Annotated in this window: 14 protein-coding genes; 12 read left to right on the top strand and 2 right to left on the bottom strand. The window is 65.5% G+C overall.

Annotated features, from left to right (window positions below):
- Window positions 1-213 precede the first annotated feature (213 nt).
- The 7 genes from CRT23_RS11320 (at window position 214) to CRT23_RS11350 (ending at window position 10,328) form a co-directional block, all read left to right on the top strand.
- The gene (locus CRT23_RS11320) at window positions 214-1,692 is read left to right on the top strand and encodes a SulP family inorganic anion transporter (protein ID WP_103709767.1); all 1,479 of its coding nucleotides are present in this window, start codon (window positions 214-216) and stop codon (window positions 1,690-1,692) included.
- Window positions 1,693-1,893: 201 nt separating this feature from the next.
- The gene (gene edd, locus CRT23_RS11325) at window positions 1,894-3,717 is read left to right on the top strand and encodes a phosphogluconate dehydratase (protein ID WP_103709768.1); all 1,824 of its coding nucleotides are present in this window, start codon (window positions 1,894-1,896) and stop codon (window positions 3,715-3,717) included.
- Window positions 3,718-3,749: 32 nt separating this feature from the next.
- Window positions 3,750-4,367: a bifunctional 4-hydroxy-2-oxoglutarate aldolase/2-dehydro-3-deoxy-phosphogluconate aldolase gene (gene eda / locus CRT23_RS11330; protein WP_103709769.1), complete on the top strand. Its 618-nt coding sequence runs from the start codon at window positions 3,750-3,752 to the stop codon at window positions 4,365-4,367.
- A 227-nt stretch (window positions 4,368-4,594) separates the two neighbouring features.
- Window positions 4,595-5,872, top strand: coding sequence for a dicarboxylate/amino acid:cation symporter (locus CRT23_RS11335; RefSeq protein ID WP_103709770.1), 1,278 nt, complete (start codon window positions 4,595-4,597; stop codon window positions 5,870-5,872).
- Between the two features lie 69 nt (window positions 5,873-5,941).
- Window positions 5,942-6,844 carry an amino acid ABC transporter substrate-binding protein gene (locus CRT23_RS11340; RefSeq protein ID WP_103709771.1) on the top strand — a complete coding sequence of 301 codons (903 nt, stop codon included), beginning with the start codon at window positions 5,942-5,944 and terminating at the stop codon, window positions 6,842-6,844.
- A 577-nt stretch (window positions 6,845-7,421) separates the two neighbouring features.
- A complete protein-coding gene (locus tag CRT23_RS11345; RefSeq protein ID WP_103709772.1) occupies window positions 7,422-9,089 on the top strand; it encodes a porin in 1,668 nt (555 codons plus the stop codon).
- Between the two features lie 309 nt (window positions 9,090-9,398).
- The gene (locus CRT23_RS11350) at window positions 9,399-10,328 is read left to right on the top strand and encodes an amino acid ABC transporter substrate-binding protein (RefSeq protein ID WP_055956274.1); all 930 of its coding nucleotides are present in this window, start codon (window positions 9,399-9,401) and stop codon (window positions 10,326-10,328) included.
- A gap of 40 nt (window positions 10,329-10,368) precedes the next feature.
- Here the strand turns inward: CRT23_RS11350 and CRT23_RS11355 are convergent, their stop codons facing one another.
- Entirely contained in the window at window positions 10,369-11,979 is a 1,611-nt protein-coding gene (locus CRT23_RS11355; RefSeq protein ID WP_245436145.1) for an ATP-binding protein, read from the bottom strand.
- A 659-nt stretch (window positions 11,980-12,638) separates the two neighbouring features.
- Window positions 12,639-12,911: a hypothetical protein gene (locus CRT23_RS27780; protein ID WP_146056365.1), complete on the bottom strand. Its 273-nt coding sequence runs from the start codon at window positions 12,909-12,911 to the stop codon at window positions 12,639-12,641.
- Between the two features lie 819 nt (window positions 12,912-13,730).
- Between CRT23_RS27780 and petA the strand changes: the two genes are divergently transcribed.
- The 5 genes from petA (at window position 13,731) to hisB (ending at window position 18,217) form a co-directional block, all read left to right on the top strand.
- Complete coding sequence (gene petA, locus CRT23_RS11365; protein WP_103709775.1) at window positions 13,731-14,306, top strand: ubiquinol-cytochrome c reductase iron-sulfur subunit; 576 nt, start codon at window positions 13,731-13,733, stop codon at window positions 14,304-14,306.
- Between the two features lie 33 nt (window positions 14,307-14,339).
- Window positions 14,340-15,626: a cytochrome b N-terminal domain-containing protein gene (locus tag CRT23_RS11370; protein WP_055956262.1), complete on the top strand. Its 1,287-nt coding sequence runs from the start codon at window positions 14,340-14,342 to the stop codon at window positions 15,624-15,626.
- Window positions 15,627-15,648: 22 nt separating this feature from the next.
- Window positions 15,649-16,539 (top strand): cytochrome c1, encoded by an 891-nt coding sequence (locus tag CRT23_RS11375; protein WP_103709776.1) that lies wholly within the window; start codon window positions 15,649-15,651, stop codon window positions 16,537-16,539.
- A 102-nt stretch (window positions 16,540-16,641) separates the two neighbouring features.
- On the top strand, window positions 16,642-17,517 hold the full coding sequence (locus tag CRT23_RS11380) for an S-methyl-5'-thioadenosine phosphorylase (protein WP_103709777.1): 876 nt from the start codon (window positions 16,642-16,644) through the stop codon (window positions 17,515-17,517).
- A 97-nt stretch (window positions 17,518-17,614) separates the two neighbouring features.
- Window positions 17,615-18,217: an imidazoleglycerol-phosphate dehydratase HisB gene (hisB, locus tag CRT23_RS11385; protein ID WP_103709778.1), complete on the top strand. Its 603-nt coding sequence runs from the start codon at window positions 17,615-17,617 to the stop codon at window positions 18,215-18,217.
- The last annotated feature ends 27 nt before the right edge of the window (window positions 18,218-18,244 follow it).

The following is an 18,244-nucleotide window of genomic DNA, read 5'->3' on the forward strand; positions in this document are numbered from 1 at the left end:
CCTGATCCTGTTAAGACCCAGCGCATGCTGAAGGTTCGAGCCAGATTGTACGCACGGCCCACGCCGCCGTAGCTCCGCTCTCCTCGGCGCCTGCCTTCCGTTCAGGCTCCATCGTGGCCATTCCTCGACGCGTGTCGGGAGGCCTGTATCGAATCCCCTGTCTCGCTTCCCAGCCGCCGACCGCGCGCGGGAACGATTGGATCTCCCATTTCCATGACCCTGACCAACCTGCGGAGCCAGTGGGCTCCCAATATCACGCGTGAAATCCTGGCCGGCACCGTGGTTGCCCTGGCCCTGATCCCGGAGGCGATCGCCTTCTCGCTCATCGCCGGTGTGGACCCGAAGGTCGGCCTCTACGCGTCGTTCTGCATCGCGGTCATCACCGCCTTTGCGGGGGGACGGCCGGCGATGATCTCAGCCGCGACCGGGGCTATGGCCCTGGTGATGGTGACGCTGGTGAAGGAGCATGGCGTCGGCTACCTCTTTGCCGCGACGATCCTGACCGGGCTGCTGCAGATCGCGGCCGGTCTCCTGCGTCTTGGAAATCTCATGCGCTTCGTCTCGCGCTCCGTGGTGACCGGATTCGTGAATGCGCTGGCGATCCTGATCTTCCTGGCGCAGATGCCCGAGCTGATCGGGCAGGGGACCAGCGTCTACCTGATGACGGCGGTCGGCCTCGGCCTGATCTACGGGTTGCCCTACCTGACCAAGGCGGTACCATCGCCGCTCATCACGATCCTCGTCCTGACGGCGTTCTCGATGGTCATGGGCCTGCCGATCCACAAGGTCGGCGATATGGGGGCTCTCCCGACCGAGTTGCCGGTCTTCGCCCTGCCGCAGGTCCCCTTCACCTGGGAGACCCTGCGGATCGTCCTGCCCTACGCGCTGACGCTGACCATGGTCGGCCTGCTGGAGAGCCTGATGACGGCGGCGATCCTCGACGAGATGACCGATACGGGGTCCGAGAAGAACCGTGAATGTGCCGGGCAGGGGTTTGCCAATATCGGCGCCGGCCTGTTCGGCGGAATGGCGGGCTGCGCCATGATCGGACAATCGGTGATCAACGTCTCGTCCGGCGGCCGGGGCCGGCTCTCCACGCTCTGGGCCGGGGTTTTCCTGCTCTTCCTCATCGTCGTCCTTGGCCCCTACGTGGCACAGATTCCCATGGCGGCTTTGGTGGCGGTGATGATCATGGTGTCGATCAACACCTTCCAATGGGGCTCCCTGCGAACGCTCGTGACGCATCCGAAGAGTTCGAGCGTGGTGATGGTGGGGACCGTCGCCGTGGTTGTGGCAACGCACGACCTCGCCAAGGGCGTGCTGTTCGGGGTGGTGCTCAGCGGCCTGTTCTTCGCTCACAAGGTGACGCGCTACTTCTCCGTGGCTTCCGAGCGCACCGGCACCGTGCGGACTTATCGGGTGACCGGGCAGATCTTCTTTGCGACGGCGGAAGCCTTCCACGGCGCGTTCGATTTTCGCGAGGCCGGTCTGACGGGGATCGTTCTCGATCTCACGGCGGCCCACTTCTGGGATATCAGCGGGGTCAACGCCCTCGACCGCGTGGTGCTCAAGTACCGCCACCACGGTGTGGCGGTGGAGATCGTCGGCATGAACGCCGCGACCGCCACGATGGTCGAGCGCCTGGGCAACCACCAGAAGCCCGGCGCGGCCCTCGCGGCAGGCAGTCATTGACGGACGGCTTGGCCCGCAACCTGCAGGCGGAACTGGTCAGGCCGGAGCCCGGATGCCATTGACGGCGCGTGGGTCGGATTGCGATCAGGCCCCGCTATCGCTCGGCTGTCGCGCTGGCGCGTTAGGTTGATACTGGCGCCGGGCGCCGCAGCCGGCGCGAGCCGGCAGCAGGCATCGCCCGGATTCGAGGAGGAACTGGCCATGAGCGCGCTTCACCCGGAAATCGCTGCCGTCACGGCGCGCGTGGTCGAACGCTCCGGACCGACCCGCAAGGCTTATCTCGACCTCATCGCCCGCGAGCGCGACTCGGGCGTTCAGCGCCCGATGCTGAATTGCGGCAACCTGGCCCACGGCTTCGCGGCGTCCGGCGAGGACAAGGCCGTCATCAAGTCCGGTCGAGCGATGAACATCGCCATCGTTACCGCCTACAACGACATGCTCTCGGCGCATCAGCCCTACGGCCGCTATCCGGAGCAGATGAAGCTGTTCGCCCGTGAGGTCGGCGCAACTGCGCAGGTCGCGGGCGGCGTGCCGGCGATGTGCGATGGGGTCACCCAGGGCCAGCGCGGCATGGAGTTGTCGCTGTTCTCGCGTGACACCATCGCGCTCTCCACTGCGGTGGCCTTGAGCCACGGCATGTTCGACGGCGCGGCCCTGCTCGGCATCTGCGACAAGATCGTGCCCGGCCTCCTCCTCGGCGCGCTCCGTTTCGGCCACCTGCCCATGATCCTGATCCCGGCCGGCCCGATGCCATCGGGCCTGGCCAACAAGGAGAAGCAGCGCATCCGCCAGCTCTACGCCGAGGGCAAGGTCGGCCGCGACGAATTGCTGGAAAGCGAGTCGGCGTCCTATCACGGGGCCGGCACCTGCACCTTCTACGGCACCGCCAATTCGAACCAGATGATGATGGACGTGATGGGCCTGCACATGCCCGGCGCCTCCTTCATCAACCCCGGCACGAAGCTGCGGCAGGCCGTGACCCGGGCGGCGGTACACCGCCTCTCCGAGATCGGCGCCTCGGGGAACGATTACCGGCCGCTCGGGCGCTGCATCGACGAGAAGGCCATTGTGAATGCGGTCGTCGGTCTGCTCGCGACGGGCGGCTCGACCAATCACGCCATCCACCTGCCGGCGATCGCGCGGGCAGCCGGCATCATCCTGGACTGGGCGGATTTCGATCGTCTCTCGGCCGTGGTGCCGCAGGTGGCCAAGGTCTACCCGAACGGCTCGGGCGACGTGAACCACTTCCATGCCGCCGGTGGCATGGCCTACGTCATCGCCAGCCTGATCGATGCCGGGCTCCTGCACGACGACATCCTCACCGTGGCCGGCACGCGTCTGCGCGACCATGCCCGCGACCCGAAGCTGATCGACGACGAGCTCGTCTTCGAGGATGCCCCGGAGCGCTCGCATGACGAGAGTATCCTGCGCAGCCCGGCCAATGCCTTCCAGCCCGACGGCGGCATGCGTCTGGTGAAGGGCAATCTCGGCCGGGCCACCTTCAAGACCAGCGCGGTCGACCCGGCACGCTGGACGATCGAAGCGCCGGCCCGCGTCTTCGACGATCAGGACGATGTCATGGCCGCATTCAAGGCCGGCGAGCTCGATCGGGACGTGGTGGTGGTGGTGCGCTTCCAGGGCCCCCGGGCCAACGGCATGCCCGAATTGCACAAGCTGACTCCGCAGCTCGGCGTTCTGCAGGATCGGGGCTTGCGCGTGGCCCTCGTCACCGACGGACGGATGTCGGGCGCTTCCGGCAAGGTTCCGGCGGCCATCCATCTCAGCCCCGAAGCCCTCGGGGGCGGTCCGCTGGCGAGGATTCGTGACGGCGATGTCGTACGCCTGAGCGCGGAGGACGGCGCCCTGGAGGTCCTCGTCGACCCGGCCGAGTGGGAGGCTCGGGAAGAGGCCGCCGCGCCGCCACCGGCCTTCGGCACGGGCCGTGAGCTCTTCGCCTTCATGCGACACGGTGCCGACGGGGCCGAGCAGGGCGCCTCCGCCATGCTCGCCGCTGCCGGCCTCTGAACTCTCCGCCCTCGCTGCCAAGGACGTTGCCCATGACCACCATCGATGCCCTGATGCGCTCCGTTCCCGTCATCCCGGTGCTGGTGGTGGAGGAGCTCGCTCAGGCCGAACCGATTGCCCGGGCCTTGGTGGCCGGCGGCCTGACCGCCTTGGAGGTCACCCTGCGCACGCCCGCGGCCCTCGATGTGATCCGCGCCATGTCGCGGGTGGAGGGCGCCGTGGTGGGAGCCGGGACGGTCCTGAACGCGCGCGACCTCGACGCGGCGATGGAGGCGGGTGCACAGTTCATCGTGAGTCCCGGCCTGACCGATCCACTGACCCGCGCCGCCCTCACGCGTGGGGTGCCCTACCTGCCGGGTGTCGCCAATGCGGCGGACATCATGCGCGGGCTCGATCACGGCCTCGACCGGTTCAAGTTCTTCCCGGCCGAGGCCGTCGGCGGCATCAAGGCACTCAAGGCGCTGGCTGGTCCCTTTGGGCAGGTCCGATTCTGCCCGACCGGCGGCATCTCCGAAGCAACCGCCCCGGACTGGCTCGCCCTGAAGCCTGTGCTCTGCGTCGGTGGAAGCTGGGTCGTTCCGCCGGGCGCTCCGGAGCCGGATCTCATCCGGCGCTCGGCCGAAGCGGCCAGTCGCCTGCCGGCCGCCTGACGATTTCCCGGCCGGTCGACGCTCCCGAAGGCCGTGCTTGATTGCGGCCGGAAAAAGGCTAGCCTGGCCGGACGAGCGCTTGGAGGGGGACGTTCCGGCCCAGAGTTTCAGCCTCCGGCCGATACGCGACCTCAAGCCTGGCATGCCTCGTGCAGACCTGTTCCAGGTGAACCAAAAGCTTGGTTCCCGGTGCAGAGCGCCGTCAGGCGCGGCGGTGGGGGAGAGCGATGCAGTCCAGGCTCACCACGTACATCTTCATCGGGATGCTGCTCGGGATTGCCGTTGGCTACCTGTGCAACATCACCTGGCCTGACCCGCAGACCTCCAAGGAGATCTCTGGATACATCGCCCTGATCAGCGACGTCTTCCTGCGCCTGATCAAGATGATCATCGCGCCGCTCGTCTTCTCGACCCTCGTCGTGGGCATCGCACATATGGGCGATACGGCCTCGGTGGGACGCGTCGGCGGCAAGGCGATGCTCTGGTTCGTGGGGGCCTCGCTCTGCTCGCTTCTCCTTGGCCTGGTGATGGTCAACATCCTGCGGCCCGGCGACAACCTGAACCTGCCGCTGCCCGATGCCGGCACCACCACCAATCTCAAGGCCGCCTCACTCTCCCTTAAGGAGTTCGTCACCCATCTCGTGCCCAAGAGCCCAGTGGAGGCGATGGCCAACAACGAGATCCTGCAGATCGTGGTCTTCTCGATCTTCTTCGGCGTCGCGCTCGCGGCCCTCGGTACGAAGGGCAAGCTGCTCGCGCAGGTGATCGAGGGGCTCGCCGATGTGATGCTGAAGATCACCGGCTACGTGATGGGCTTCGCCCCGATCGCCGTCTTCGCCGCCATCGCCGCCACGATCACAACCCAGGGCATCGGCGTGCTCGTGACCTACGGCAAGTTCATGCTGGAGTTCTACATCAGCCTGGCGATGCTGTGGTGTCTCCTCGCCCTGGCCGGTTTCGCCCTCGTCGGATCGGCGATGAAGCGCCTGCTCGACCTGATCAAGGAGCCCTTCCTCCTGGCCTTCTCCACCGCCTCCAGCGAGGCGGCCTATCCGAAGACTTTGACCAATCTCGAGCGCTTCGGCGTGCCGAACAAGATCACCTCGTTCGTGCTCCCCATGGGCTATTCCTTCAATCTCGATGGGTCGATGATGTACTGCACGTTCGCAGTGATGTTCATCGCTCAGGCCTACAACATCCCCCTGACGCTCGGGCAGCAGCTCACCATGCTCCTGCTCCTGATGGTGACCTCGAAGGGCATGGCAGGCGTGCCCCGGGCCTCCCTCGTGGTCATCTCGGCGACGCTGACCACCTTTCAGATTCCGGAAGCGGGGCTGCTCCTCATCATCGGGATCGACCAGTTCCTCGATATGGGCCGCTCGGCCACCAATGTGCTGGGCAACAGCGTGGCGACCGTGGCGGTGGCCAAGTGGGAGGGTCAGCTGACTTTCACCGACCAGCGCCTGGACCGTGACGTCAGCCCGCTGCCGGAGCCGGCCGAGTAGCAAGCGGCCGCGCGGGCGTCGTGCGGCGACGTTCGGTGCCCCGGGTACTGCTTCGTGGCGAGGTCTCATATGTCAGCACGTCGCGCCATCATCGGGGCTCTGGCCAGTATCGGATTGCTGGCGAGCGGCGGATCGGCATGGGCGATCGACATTCTCTCCGGTACCCTGAAGACGATCGGCGAGACCGGCATCGTCCGTCTCGGCTACCGAGAGAATTCCCTGCCCTTCTCCTTCAAGGACCCCTCCGGCCAGCCCGTCGGCTACGCCCTCGACCTCTGCCTGGAGGTCGCCGATGACATCGGCAAGGAACTCGGGCGCAAGGATCTGAAGGTCGTGTACGAGCCGGTGACGTCGGAGACGCGCATCGCGGCGTTGACCTCCGGCCGGATCGACCTCGAGTGCGGCTCGACCACGGCGAATGCCGAGCGGCGGAAGCTGGTGGCCTTCTCGCCCGTGACTTTTTTCAGCGCAACCAAGCTCCTGGTCAAGCGTGGTGCTCCGGTCGGTTCGTTCCGCGATCTGGCCGGCCGGACGGTGGCGGTCACCGCGGGCACCACCAACGAGGGTGTCCTGCGGGCGCTTTTCGCCCGTCTCAGCATCCCCGCCACCGTGGTCACCGGGCGCGACCACGCCGAATCTTTCGCGATGGTCCGAGACGGACGGGCCGATGCCCTCGGTCTCGACGACGTCCTGCTCTATGGGCTGATTGCCGCGGCGAGGCCGGACGGCTCCGCCTACACGGTCCTGCCGGACAAGCTGTCGTTCGAGCCCTACGGGCTGATGTTCCGCAAGGATGATCCGCAACTCGCGGGCCTCGTCGCCGCGACCTTCCAGCGCCTCGCCGAGTCCCGCGAGCTGCGCTGGCTCTATGAGCGCTGGTTTCTCAAGCGCCTGCCGACCGGCATCCGCCTCAACGTGCCGATGTCGGATGAGCTTCACACCAATTTCCAGGTGATCGGCCTGCAGGATTGACGGTCCGGTCAGTCTCGAGCGGCGACCGCGCACGTCCTTCGTCGCTCGGCCCGATTCGGTGCGCGGTGTGAGGACGCGTTCGCTGCGTGTCGCAGCGGTTGGGACGTCCCAGGCAGGGATCCGCAGCATTCCGGGCAAGATGCCTCGCAGAATGGCGCGAGTTGAAGGATTTTGGAAAAATTCTCCTCGAGTTCCCCGCTGTCGGAATGTGTCAAAGGTCACGGATTATTCCGTATTTTCGAGCACTTGCCCCTGTCTTGGCCCGTCGGGTCCGACCTTAGATCGACGGTGGGAAGGCTGAAAACCTGCCCTCGAAACAGTCACTTAGCCGTCTGCGGAGCGTTGCAACGCCGCAACAGCGTCTTGGAACCGCCACGCCGATCACGATTCCGAGTTGCCGCCGGGAACCGCCTCGCACAGAGTGATCCTGCGCTGGGGGCAACGCCAGGGCAGCAAGACAATTTCCAGCGGTCAACGCTTGGTCATTTAAAAACAAAGGGCCACGCGACACCGAGATCCACTGAGATCTCGGGCGCAGTAAGCCTTCCCTCGGGTCTCGAAGCTTTTGGAGATATCAATGAAGCTCTTGAAGAGCTCGCTTCTCGCCTCCGCGGCAGGTTTTGCTGCGGTCGCCGGAGCACAGGCAGCCGACCTCCCGGTCAAGAAGGCTGTCCCGATCGAATACGTCCGCGTCTGCTCCGCTTACGGCGCCGGCTTCTTCTACATCCCGGGCACCGACACCTGCATCCGTCTCTCGGGTCGCGCCCGCCTCGACGTCGGCTACCAGCCGACCGGTAGCCGCTCGGGCTCGAACGGTGACACCACCGGCTACATCGGCCTCGCCCGTATCAACGTCGATGCCCGCACGCAGACGGCCTACGGCACCCTGCGCGCCTTCGTGCGCCTCCAGTTCGCCTCGCGCACCGGCGCCACCGGCGGTCTCCGCTCCGGCACTCAGGAACGTATCGGCAACGCCTTCGGCGCTACTGGCCAGGATCAGAACGGTCGCGCCCAGCAGTTCGTGAACACCGACAAGGCGTTCATCCAGTTCGCCGGCCTCACCGCCGGTCGCGCCTCCTCGTTCTTCGACTTCTACGCCCACGACTTCGAGTTCGCCGGCGCGACGGCCAACTCGGACCTGCAGTCCACCAACCTGCTCGCCTACACGAGCAAGCTCGGCGACAGCGGTCTCTCGGCCACCATCTCGCTGGAAGACCCGACCTTCCGCCGCAATACAATTTACTCTCAGGCCTTCGGCGCCAACAACGCGTTCGGCCCCTCCGGAACGCAGGTCGGCTTCAACGTCGCAGTGACCGGCGCGCCGTCGCCGATCTTTACGGGCGGTGCGAACCCGTTCACCAACGTCGACGTCGCTCAGCGCAACCGCATGCCCGACTTCGTCGGCGTAATGCGCTACGACGCCGCCTGGGGCTCGCTGCAGCTCTCGGCCGCCGTCAAGGAGCTGAACACCGGCAACACGATTTCAGGCGCTGCTGGCAACCTATCTGGTGGCGTACTGAACCCGAACCTTGCTCTCGCCGGCTTCACCGGTTTGGCTCCCGTCACAGGGCGTGTTGCGAGCGAGTACGGCTGGGCCATCCAGGCTGGTGCCAAGATCAACCTGCCCTTCATCGCTCCGGGCGACACCCTCTACCTGCAGGGCGCCTACGGCGAGGGCGCGACCCTCTACACCGGCTACTCCTCGTACAACGGCAGCTACGCCTCCCGCGCCAGCACCATCAACGGCGCTGCGTTCGACCCCTACATGTCTGACGCCACGCTCAACCCCTTCACGGGCAAGATCGAGCTGTCCACCAGCTTCACGGTTGTCGGTTCGCTGCTGCACTACTGGTCGCCTGAGTGGCGTTCGGCCGTGTTCGCCAGCTACGGTGAGTTGAACTTCGCCAATGGTGCTCGTGCCGCTAACGCTGCTGTGTTCCAGACGACTGGGTCGACCGGTCAGTTCACGGGTGTTCCGGGACAGGTCTCTTTCGCTGTTAGCCCTGTGCTGCGTGATAACTACCAGATTGTTGCGGGCGCCAGCATCATCTGGTCGCCGGTCAAGGATCTCGATATCGGTCTGGAGGGCTTCTACACCAAGGTTGGCGTCCAGAACGGCCGCGTTGTCGACATGACGAAGTCGACTGGTGCGGTTACGGCCGCCAACATCGCCAACGGAAGCGTTCGGACTGTGACGGCTGACGACACCTTCCAGCTGCGCGCCCGCGTCCAGCGCGACTTCTAAGTCGACGGAACGGCTTGATCCGGGCTCCGTGCGAGCCCGGGTCTTCACGACTTCGAACCTTCGAGACATGCGAACTGGCCCGGCTGAAAAGTCGGGCCTTTTTGCGTGTCGTGTACCGATGGTCGTAAGCGAAAGTGAGCGACACCTCCGCAGCTGAGCCGTTCGGCACAAGCTTTGCCAGGGGCGGGAGCGTTGTCAGGTTGGACAGCGCGAAATCAACGATTGCGGCGGCTCGTCCCGCTGCTACGTTGCCCAGGTCAGTCCCGTCGATCGCCGAAGCGTGATCGACCTCCCGGAGCCAGCCCGCAGATGCGTTCGTGTCACCAGAGATCCACCCTGTCAGCTGTCGCCGTCAGCTTTGCGCTGTCGGTGCTCGCGGCAGGGAGCGCCCAGGCGCAAGAGCTCACCGGAACCCTGAAGAAGATCAAGGAAACGAATACGATCACCATCGGCTACCGGGATGCGTCGGTTCCGTTCTCCTACCTCGACGGCGACCAGAAGCCGGTCGGTTACGCCCTCGAGATCTGCCAGAAGATCGCCGAGGCCGTGAAGACGAACCTCAAGCTTCCGAACCTTGAGGTGAAGCTGAACCCCGTGACTTCGGCGACCCGGATCCCACTGATCGCCAACGGCACGATCGACCTCGAGTGTGGTTCGACGACGAACAACGCCGATCGTCAGAAGCAGGCCACCTTCACCAACACCCACTTCCTGACCGCCACCCGCTTCGTCGCCAAGAAGTCGGCGCATCTCGACAAGATTGAGGATCTGAAGGGCAAGACCGTGGTCTCGACCTCGGGCACCACCAACATCCGTCAGATCAACGAAGCGAACACCGCGCGCAACCTTGGCCTGACCATCCTGCCGGCCAAGGATCATGCCGAGGCCTTCCTGATGGTCGAGACCGGCCGCGCGGTCGCCTTCGTCATGGATGACGTGCTGCTGGCCTCCCTGGCCGCCAGCTCGAAGGACCCCGGCGCCTACGCGATCTCCAGCGAAGCACTGTCGAAGCCCGAGCCGTACGGCATCATGCTGCGCAAGGATGACGCGCCCTTCAAGGCCGTCGCCGACGAAGCCACCGCTAAGCTCTACAAGAGCCCGGAGGGCAAGGCGCTCTACGACAAGTGGTTCACGAAGCCGATCCCGCCGCGCGGCATCAACCTGAACCTGCCGATGAGCGAGGCCATGGTGAAGGCATTCGCCTCGCCGAGCGACAGCGCGGACCCGGCTGCGTACTAGACTCGACGCACCATCGTCGCGCGTTCGGACGCCTCGCCCCTCACGGGGCGGGGCGTTCCTCTGTGGAGGAGGGCCTCTCCTCACCGTCTGCTGGTCCGACTCGCACGGCGAGGCGCTCCAGGGTGGCAAACAGCACTGGCCACTCGATCGGCTTCGCGACATGGGCGTCCATGCCGGCGGCGCGGCACCGCTCCATCTCCTCGGGCATCGCATTGGCGGTCAGCGCAATGATCGGCATGGGAGAAGACCCCTGTAGCCGCTCCCCGGCCCGGATCACCTGAGTCGCCGCGAGACCGTCCAGTCCCGGCATCTGCACGTTCATCAGGATGAGGTCGGGGTGTTCGGCGGCGAAGGCCGCCATTACCGCCTGCTCTCCATCATCCACCACCGTAACGGTATGACCCTTGTGGCGCAGCACCGTTCCGATGATCTCCTGGTTGATCGAATTGTCTTCCGCCAGCAGGATGCGCCAGCGCTGCGGCGATGGTCGGCCGAGGGTGGCGAGTCGCGCGCGTTCGGTCTCGTTCTCCGTCTCAGCGAGCCGCAGCGGCACCTCGAACCAGAAGGTGGAGCCCTCGCCGACCTGGCTCTGGGCGCCGATCTCGCCGCCCATCAGGTGCACCAGCCGCTTGCAGATGGTGAGACCGAGACCGGTTCCGCCATAACGGCGCGAGATCGATCCGTCCGCTTGCGCAAAGCGCTCGAACAGGTGGGGCAGGGCATCCTCCGGAATGCCGATCCCCGTATCCACGAGTTCGATCCGCAAGGCCGAACGGCGCCGCGAACCGATGTCCGGAGCCGGCTTCCAGGCTGCCCGCATGGTGACGGAGCCGTGCGGCGTGAACTTGATGGCGTTGGTGGTCAGATTGAGGATGACCTGGCGCAATCGGGTCGGATCGCCCAGGACCCAATCCGGGACGTCCGGTCCGATCTCGGTCACGATGCGAACCTCGCGGCCCTGTGCGATCTCGACACTGAGTTCCCGACAGCCCTCGATCAGCCGGACCAGGCTGAAGGGGAGCGACTCGATCACGAGGCGGCCTGCCTCCATCTTCGAAACATCGAGGATGTCGTTCACGATGGTCAGGAGCGAGCGCCCGGCTTCCTGTGCGAGACCGACGAGGCGTGCCTGATTCTGGTTGAGGCTGGCATCACCCTGCAGAAGATCGTGCACACCGAGGATGCCCGCCAGCGGCGTCCGCAACTCGTGGCTCATGGTGGCCAGGAATTCCGCCTTCGCGCGCACGGCGGCCTCGGCTTCGATGCGGGCGCTGTGCAGGTCGGCTTCCTGTCTCTGCCGCTGCGTCACGTCGCGGATCGCCTGGATGACCTGGGTCTCGCCCTGCGCCTGAATTCTCCGAAAGGCGGCCTCGACCCAGAGGTCCTGGCCGGAACGGTGCCGCATCCGGTAGATCACCGATCCGGTCGGCTGCTCGGGACCGAGCGCGTGCAGAATGGCCGTGAGGTTTGCGATGTCCTCCCGGTGCACGAGGGTCCGCAGACCCATGCGGTTGGCCTCTTCCACCGTGTAGCCGAGCATACTCGTCACCGCCGGCGAGATGTAGAGGTGGCGCCCGCTGGCATCGTCGAGGACGATGAGGTCTGAGGTATAATCGGCCAGCAGGCGATAGCGCGCTTCGCTTTCCCGCACGCGCTCGTCCGCGGCACGCTGCGGGTTGGAATTCGCCTGAACCGGGACCAAGGACGCCTCAGCTGGCCCGTCATTTGATCGGACCCGTCTTGAGACGTGTTCGATAGAGGGCTGGTCGAGATCGGTGTCGAGCTCCTCCGGTCCCTCAAGGACCGCCGATCCGGCTTCGGTGGTGAGATGACCGGGCCTCGGCGGCGCAATGTCCTCTACCCTCGAAGGCCCGAGGTCGCGCAGGCTGACCAGAACGCGTCGGATCGCGTTTGTGCCCCTCGCCCGTAGCGGGATGAAGGTCGCTTCGTACGCGTTTTCCACGCCCGTGCGCGCGGACTTAACCTGGATCCGGAGGCTCGCACCCGCCGCGGCTGCCTGCTCGACGCCGCGCTGCAACAGAGCCACTTCGCTTGCAGGCAGCAGATCGCCGAATGGGCCACCGAGGGCGCCGGCACTGCCGTGGTGACTACGCGCTGCCGCGTTCCAGGCCGCGAGCCGCATCTCTCCACCGGGTCCGACCGCGACGATGAACTGCGGGTCTGGAGCCGCTTCGAACATGTCGCGCAGCAGATCGGCGTCGATCAGCCCTCGCTCCACAGTGTCACGTCCTCCGCGCAGGAGCACCCGTGTTAAGTGTGCGATCGTCCGAAGCCCTAGGAGGGCTGCCTTCACGCCGCATCTCCCACTTGCGCCGTTCGATGCCGCGAACGGGCCCAGCTTACATCGTCTGCCAAACGCATGCCTGCGGCTTCTGCCAAGATCATTGCCTGGCCGGCTGTCGTGATCAAACCTGTGGCACGCGGATCAGCGGCGATCGAAACCGGCCTCGTGGCTTCCGACACGGTGAGGAAAAACGGACGCACGGGGCTGCGGAGGAACAGGGCGATCCACGGTGCAGGTGTCGCGATCAACGCGTCGTTATGCTCGAGGGGCTTCCTCATATCAGTCCTGGCGGTGGTTCGGACCCTGTACCGGCGGATCGGGCTCGCTGGTACGGTCAATTTCCGCTCGTCCGGGCTCGCTTCGCGTTTGATCGCGATCCTGCTCGGGCCGGGCCCGCCGCCGACCCGCAAACGTGGCATGGGCCGCAAGGATGGGAGTGCCGGGGCGAAGACGATGCGAAGCCAGCACGGCCGGTCGGAGCTGCGCATCGGGGGGCATCGGACCTTTCGGCTCTTCTGCCATGACCGAACATCGTGACAGAGCGGTCGAGCGAGTCTGGCCGCGATACTCTATCCAATCGATTACGCCCAGGCAGCAAAAGGTAGGGGATCGGCGGACGTCATGCAACCAAAGCGGGTATGGCTGCAAGTGACGTCGGATCCGGGGCCGGCTCTGGCTGTCCTGAACGTCTTGTGGTCGAAATGTCGCCGCGCTTGATCCCGGATCAGGCGAGACCCGCCATCCGCGCGATCGGCAATATCTTTCGAACCAAACCCCGCGGGATCCTGATGTCGATTCCCCCGGCATGCGCATGGCCCCAGGCAAGATTCGACCCCGTCTGCCCGTGTGCGCATGTCTTCTGTGGTCTTCCTGCGCCACCCCCGCGACGGGGTCGTTCCACGGATAGAAACCGCACGTTCTGAAAGGCTTCGCGCCTTGACTTCGGGTGACGCGGGGTCGCATTGCACAATCATGTGGGATGGTGCTTCCGTCCCGCCGGGATGACATTCCTTTGAAAGCCTCTAAGGTCCCGGCCGGCCCTGACCGTAGGGTTGGGATCAGGGTCGCCCGGCGCAATCATGCTTGGAGTTTGACACTTGGCGAACACGGCAGCCGATCCCGACAGCTCCCACGGCGCGCCGGACGGCACGCGTCGCGACTTCATGTTCCTCGCGACGGGTGCGGGACTGGCCGTCGGAGCCGGTGCCCTGGCCTGGCCCTTCGTTGCCTCAATGGCGCCGGATGCCGAGACCATCGCGGCCGGGGCACCCCTGGAAGTCGACCTGACGCCAATCCAGGAAGGCCAGATCGTCAATGTGTTCTGGCGCGGCAAGCTGATCTTCGTGCGCAGTCGCTCTGAGAAGGAGATCAAGGAAGCGTCCGAGGTGAAGCTTTCCGATCTCATCGATCCGCAGCCCGACTCGGCGCGCGTCAAGCAGGGCCATGCCAAGTGGCTCGTCGTCTACGGTAACTGCACGCATCTCGGCTGCGTGCCGATCGGCCATCAGGGACAGTACGAGGGCTGGTCTTGCCCCTGTCACGGCTCCCTCTACGACACGTCGGGCCGGGTGCGCCGGGGTCCCGCCCCGACGAATCTGCCGATCCCCCCTTACGTCTTCGAGTCGGACTCCAAGATCCGGATCGGCGAGGAGGGCGGCAAGGCCGTCGCCTGACACCTTGAAACAGGATTTGGAGCGGTACGCCCCATGAGCGGACACGGCAATACCTACGTTCCCAAGAGCGCCTTGGCGAAGTGGTTCGAATCGCGCCTGCCCCTGATCGGGCTGGTGCATTCGTCCTTCGTTTCTTTCCCGGTGCCCCGGAACCTCAACTACTTCTGGACCTTTGGCGCGATTCTCATCGCCATGCTGGTGTCGCAGATCGTCACCGGCATCTGGCTGGCGATGCACTACGATCCGTCCGCCGCCAACGCGTTTAACTCCGTCGAGCACATCATGCGCGACGTGAACTACGGCTGGCTGCTGCGCTACATGCACGCCAACGGCGCATCGATGTTCTTCGTAGCGGTCTACGTCCACATCTTCCGGGCGCTGTACTACGGATCGTACAAGGCTCCGCGCGAGGTGCTCTACATTCTCGGCGTGATCATCTACCTCTTGATGATGGCGACTGCTTTTCTCGGTTACACCCTGCCGTGGGGCCAGATGAGTTTCTGGGGTGCCACCGTGATCACCAACATCCTGGCCGCGATCCCCGTGGTCGGTGACACGATCCAGAGCCTGCTCTGGGGCGGCTACTCGGTCGGTAATCCGACCCTGAACCGCTTCTTCTCGCTGCACTACCTCCTGCCGTTCATGATCACGGGCGTCGTGGTCCTGCACGTCTGGGCGCTGCATGTGACGGGCCAGAACAACCCGGCCGGCATCCCGATCAAGTCGGGGAAGGACGCGGTCGCCTTCACGCCCTACGCAACGATCAAGGACGTCTTCGCCTCGGTCGTGTTCTTCGCCTTCTTCGCCTACTGGATCTTCTACCAACCGAATTATCTGGGTCATGCCGACAACTACGTGCCAGCCAACCCGGCAGTGACGCCCGCCCACATCGTTCCGGAATGGTACTTCCTGCCGTTCTACGCGATCCTGCGTGCGGTGCCCGACAAGCTCGGCGGCGTCATCCTGATGTTCAGCGCGGTGCTGATCCTGGCGCTGGCGCCCTGGCTCGATACGTCCCGGGTTCGTTCATGCAACTACCGTCCGATCTACCGCCAGTTCTTCTGGCTCTTCGTGGTGGTGTGCATCGTACTCGGCTGGCTCGGTGCTAAGCCGCCGGAGGGTGGCTACGTCATCGCCGCTCGGATCTGCACGGCCTACTACTTCCTGCACTTCCTTCTCGTGATGCCGCTCGTCGGGCTGTTCGAGACGCCGAAGGCTCTTCCAGGCTCGATCCTCGAGACGGTGACGGGTCCGGGCAAGCAGGTGGGCGGGTCAGGGATGCCGGTTGGCGCTGCAGCCGCACCATCATCCAAGGGTTGAGGGCAGGGGACTTTTGAGAACCATGAAAACGACCCGCGTCCTCGCCGCGTCCCTGCTCGCGGCTGTCATGAGCGTCACCGTCGCGTCGGCGGATGAAGGCACGCCCCATCCGCCCCAAGAAAAGTGGAGCTTCGCCGGCACCTTCGGCCGCTTCGACCAGGCCCAGCTCCAGCGCGGCTTCCAAGTCTACAAGGAGGTCTGCTCGAGCTGCCACAGCATGAGCTTGGTGCGCTTCCGCAATCTCTCGGAGGAGGGTGGCCCCGGCTTCACCACCGGCCAGGTGAAGGAGCTCGCCGCCCAGTACAAGGTGAAGGAGCAGAACGATGCCGGCGAGGACGTCGACCGTCCCGCCCGTGCCGCCGATGCCTTCCCGTCGCCCTTCCCGAATGAGAAGGCGGCCGCGGCCGCCAACGGCGGCAAGGCCCCGCCGGACTTCTCGGTGCTCGCGAAGGCCCGAACCTACGAGCGCGGCTTCCCGTGGTTCGTGTTCGACGCGATGCCGTTCATCGGCTTCTCCGAGCAGGGCGTCGACTACATCCACGCCCTCCTGAACGGCTACGAGGATGCACCGGACGGCAAGGAGATCCCGGCCGGGACCTACTACAACAAGTACTATGCCGGGCACCTGATCGCGATGCCGAAGCCCATCAGCGATGGTCAGGTCACTTACGCCAAGAACGACAAGGGTGAGCCGGTCGTACCCGAGACGGTGGACCAGTATTCCCGGGACGTGGCGGCGTTCATGGCGTGGGCGGCCGAGCCGCACATGATGGCACGCAAGGCCCTCGGCCTGCGGGTCATCCTGTTCCTGCTCGTGCTGTCCGGGCTGCTCTACTACGTGAAGAAGAAGATCTGGGCGAAGGTCGGCGGCGAGGTGCATGGCCTCCAGCCCGAGCTTCACAAGACCTACTGAGTCGGTTCGGGCGGTCCCCATCGGACCGCCCGCCCTTCGTTGACACGATCCGCGCCGGCGTCCCAATGAGGGGCGACCGGCGCGAATGTTATGGAGACAACGATGACGGCAGCGGTGCTCGGCGTGATGGGCGGGTCCGGGGTCTACGACCTTCCCGGACTGGAGGATGTCCGTGAGGAGCGGATCGCGTCCCCCTGGGGTGAGCCCTCCGATGCCCTCCGCATCGGCCGAATCGGCGACACCAAAGTCGTGTTCCTGGCCCGCCACGGCCGCGGGCACCGCTTCTCGCCGTCGGGCATCAATTACCGTGCGAACATCGACGTGCTGAAGCGGGCCGGTGTCACCGACCTCGTCTCGCTCTCGGCCTGCGGTTCGTTCAAGGCCGAGCTGCATCCCGGGCTCTTCGTGCTCGTCGATCAGTTCGTCGACCGTACCCACGGCCGCGCCGGTTCGTTCTTCGGCAATGGCTGCGTGGCGCACGTCTCCCTGGCGCATCCTGTCGGTCCGGCGCTGCAAGCGCGCATCGCGGCGGCGGCGCAGGCGGAGGATATCGCGATTCATCGCGACGGAACCTACGTCTGCATGGAGGGACCGCAGTTCTCCAGCTATGCCGAGTCTACCACCTACAAGGCGTTGGGCTACGACGTGATCGGGATGACCAACATGCCCGAGGCAAAGCTCGCCCGCGAAGCGGAGATCACCTATGCGACGATTGCGATGGTGACCGACTTCGACTGTTGGCACCCGACCCACGATGCCGTCGACGTGGCGGCCGTGGTGGCGGTGGCGCGTGCCAATGCCGATAAGGCCGCGCGCCTCGTTGCTCGCCTCGCCCGCGATTTTCCGGCCGAGCGCGAGCCGTGCCCCGTCGGTACGGAACGCGCCCTCGACGGCGCCATCATGACCGCTCCGGCACAGCGCGACCCGACTCTGCTCGCCAAGCTCGACGCGGTGGCGGGCCGGGTCCTGAACCGCTGAGTCGCCGGGAGCGCCAGTGAATTCGGCGCCATCCGCCCTTCCCGCGACCCGGTCTTCCCTCTAGAAGGCGGGCTCATCCCCGAACCGGAACCGAACCGTGACCCAAGAGGCCAAGCGCGCCGCCCGCATCAGCCGCAAGACGGCGGAGACCGACGTGCAGGTCGCCCTCGACCTCGACGGGACGGGTCGGGCCCAGGTCTCGACGGGTGTCGGCTTTTTCGACCACATGCTCGAGCTGTTCGCGCGTCACGCGCTGTTCGACCTCGACGTGGCGGTGACGGGTGATCTTCATGTCGATCACCATCATACGGTGGAAGATACGGGCATCGCGCTGGGACAAGCCTTCGCCCAGGCTCTGGCGGACAAGCGCGGCATCGGCCGCTATGCCGACATCCACCTGCCGATGGATGAGACCCTGACGCGAGTTGCCATCGACATCTCGGGTCGGCCGTTCCTCGTGTTCCGGACCCAGTTTCGGGTCGAAAAGATCGGACAGTTCGATACGGAACTGGTTCGCGAGTGGTTCCAGGCCTTCGCCATGAACGCCGGCATCACGCTGCATGTCGAGACGCTCTACGGTGAGAATGCTCACCATATTGCGGAGAGCTGCTTCAAGGGCCTGGCCCGCGCCTTGCGGCAGGCGGTGTCGATCGATCCCCGCGAAGGAGGCCGCGTTCCCTCCACCAAGGGATCGCTCTGATCCGCCCGTCGGATCGACTGGGAGGAT

Source organism: Methylobacterium sp. V23 (genome assembly GCF_002917135.1).
In the GTDB taxonomy this organism is placed as follows: Bacteria; Pseudomonadota; Alphaproteobacteria; order Rhizobiales; family Beijerinckiaceae; genus Methylobacterium.

What these genes read in the sequence shown, in the direction of transcription:
- edd (WP_103709768.1), top strand. Translation starts at nt 1,894, where the DNA reads ATGAGCGCGCTTCACCCGGAAATCGCTGCCGTCACGGCGCGCGTGGTC.
- CRT23_RS11345 (WP_103709772.1), top strand. Translation starts at nt 7,422, where the DNA reads ATGAAGCTCTTGAAGAGCTCGCTTCTCGCCTCCGCGGCAGGTTTTGCT.
- CRT23_RS27780 (WP_146056365.1), bottom strand. Translation starts at nt 12,911, where the DNA reads ATGAGGAAGCCCCTCGAGCATAACGACGCGTTGATCGCGACACCTGCA.
- eda (WP_103709769.1), top strand. Translation starts at nt 3,750, where the DNA reads ATGACCACCATCGATGCCCTGATGCGCTCCGTTCCCGTCATCCCGGTG.
- CRT23_RS11375 (WP_103709776.1), top strand. Translation starts at nt 15,649, where the DNA reads ATGAAAACGACCCGCGTCCTCGCCGCGTCCCTGCTCGCGGCTGTCATG.
- CRT23_RS11335 (WP_103709770.1), top strand. Translation starts at nt 4,595, where the DNA reads ATGCAGTCCAGGCTCACCACGTACATCTTCATCGGGATGCTGCTCGGG.
- CRT23_RS11340 (WP_103709771.1), top strand. Translation starts at nt 5,942, where the DNA reads ATGTCAGCACGTCGCGCCATCATCGGGGCTCTGGCCAGTATCGGATTG.
- CRT23_RS11320 (WP_103709767.1), top strand. Translation starts at nt 214, where the DNA reads ATGACCCTGACCAACCTGCGGAGCCAGTGGGCTCCCAATATCACGCGT.
- CRT23_RS11380 (WP_103709777.1), top strand. Translation starts at nt 16,642, where the DNA reads ATGACGGCAGCGGTGCTCGGCGTGATGGGCGGGTCCGGGGTCTACGAC.
- CRT23_RS11350 (WP_055956274.1), top strand. Translation starts at nt 9,399, where the DNA reads ATGCGTTCGTGTCACCAGAGATCCACCCTGTCAGCTGTCGCCGTCAGC.
- CRT23_RS11370 (WP_055956262.1), top strand. Translation starts at nt 14,340, where the DNA reads ATGAGCGGACACGGCAATACCTACGTTCCCAAGAGCGCCTTGGCGAAG.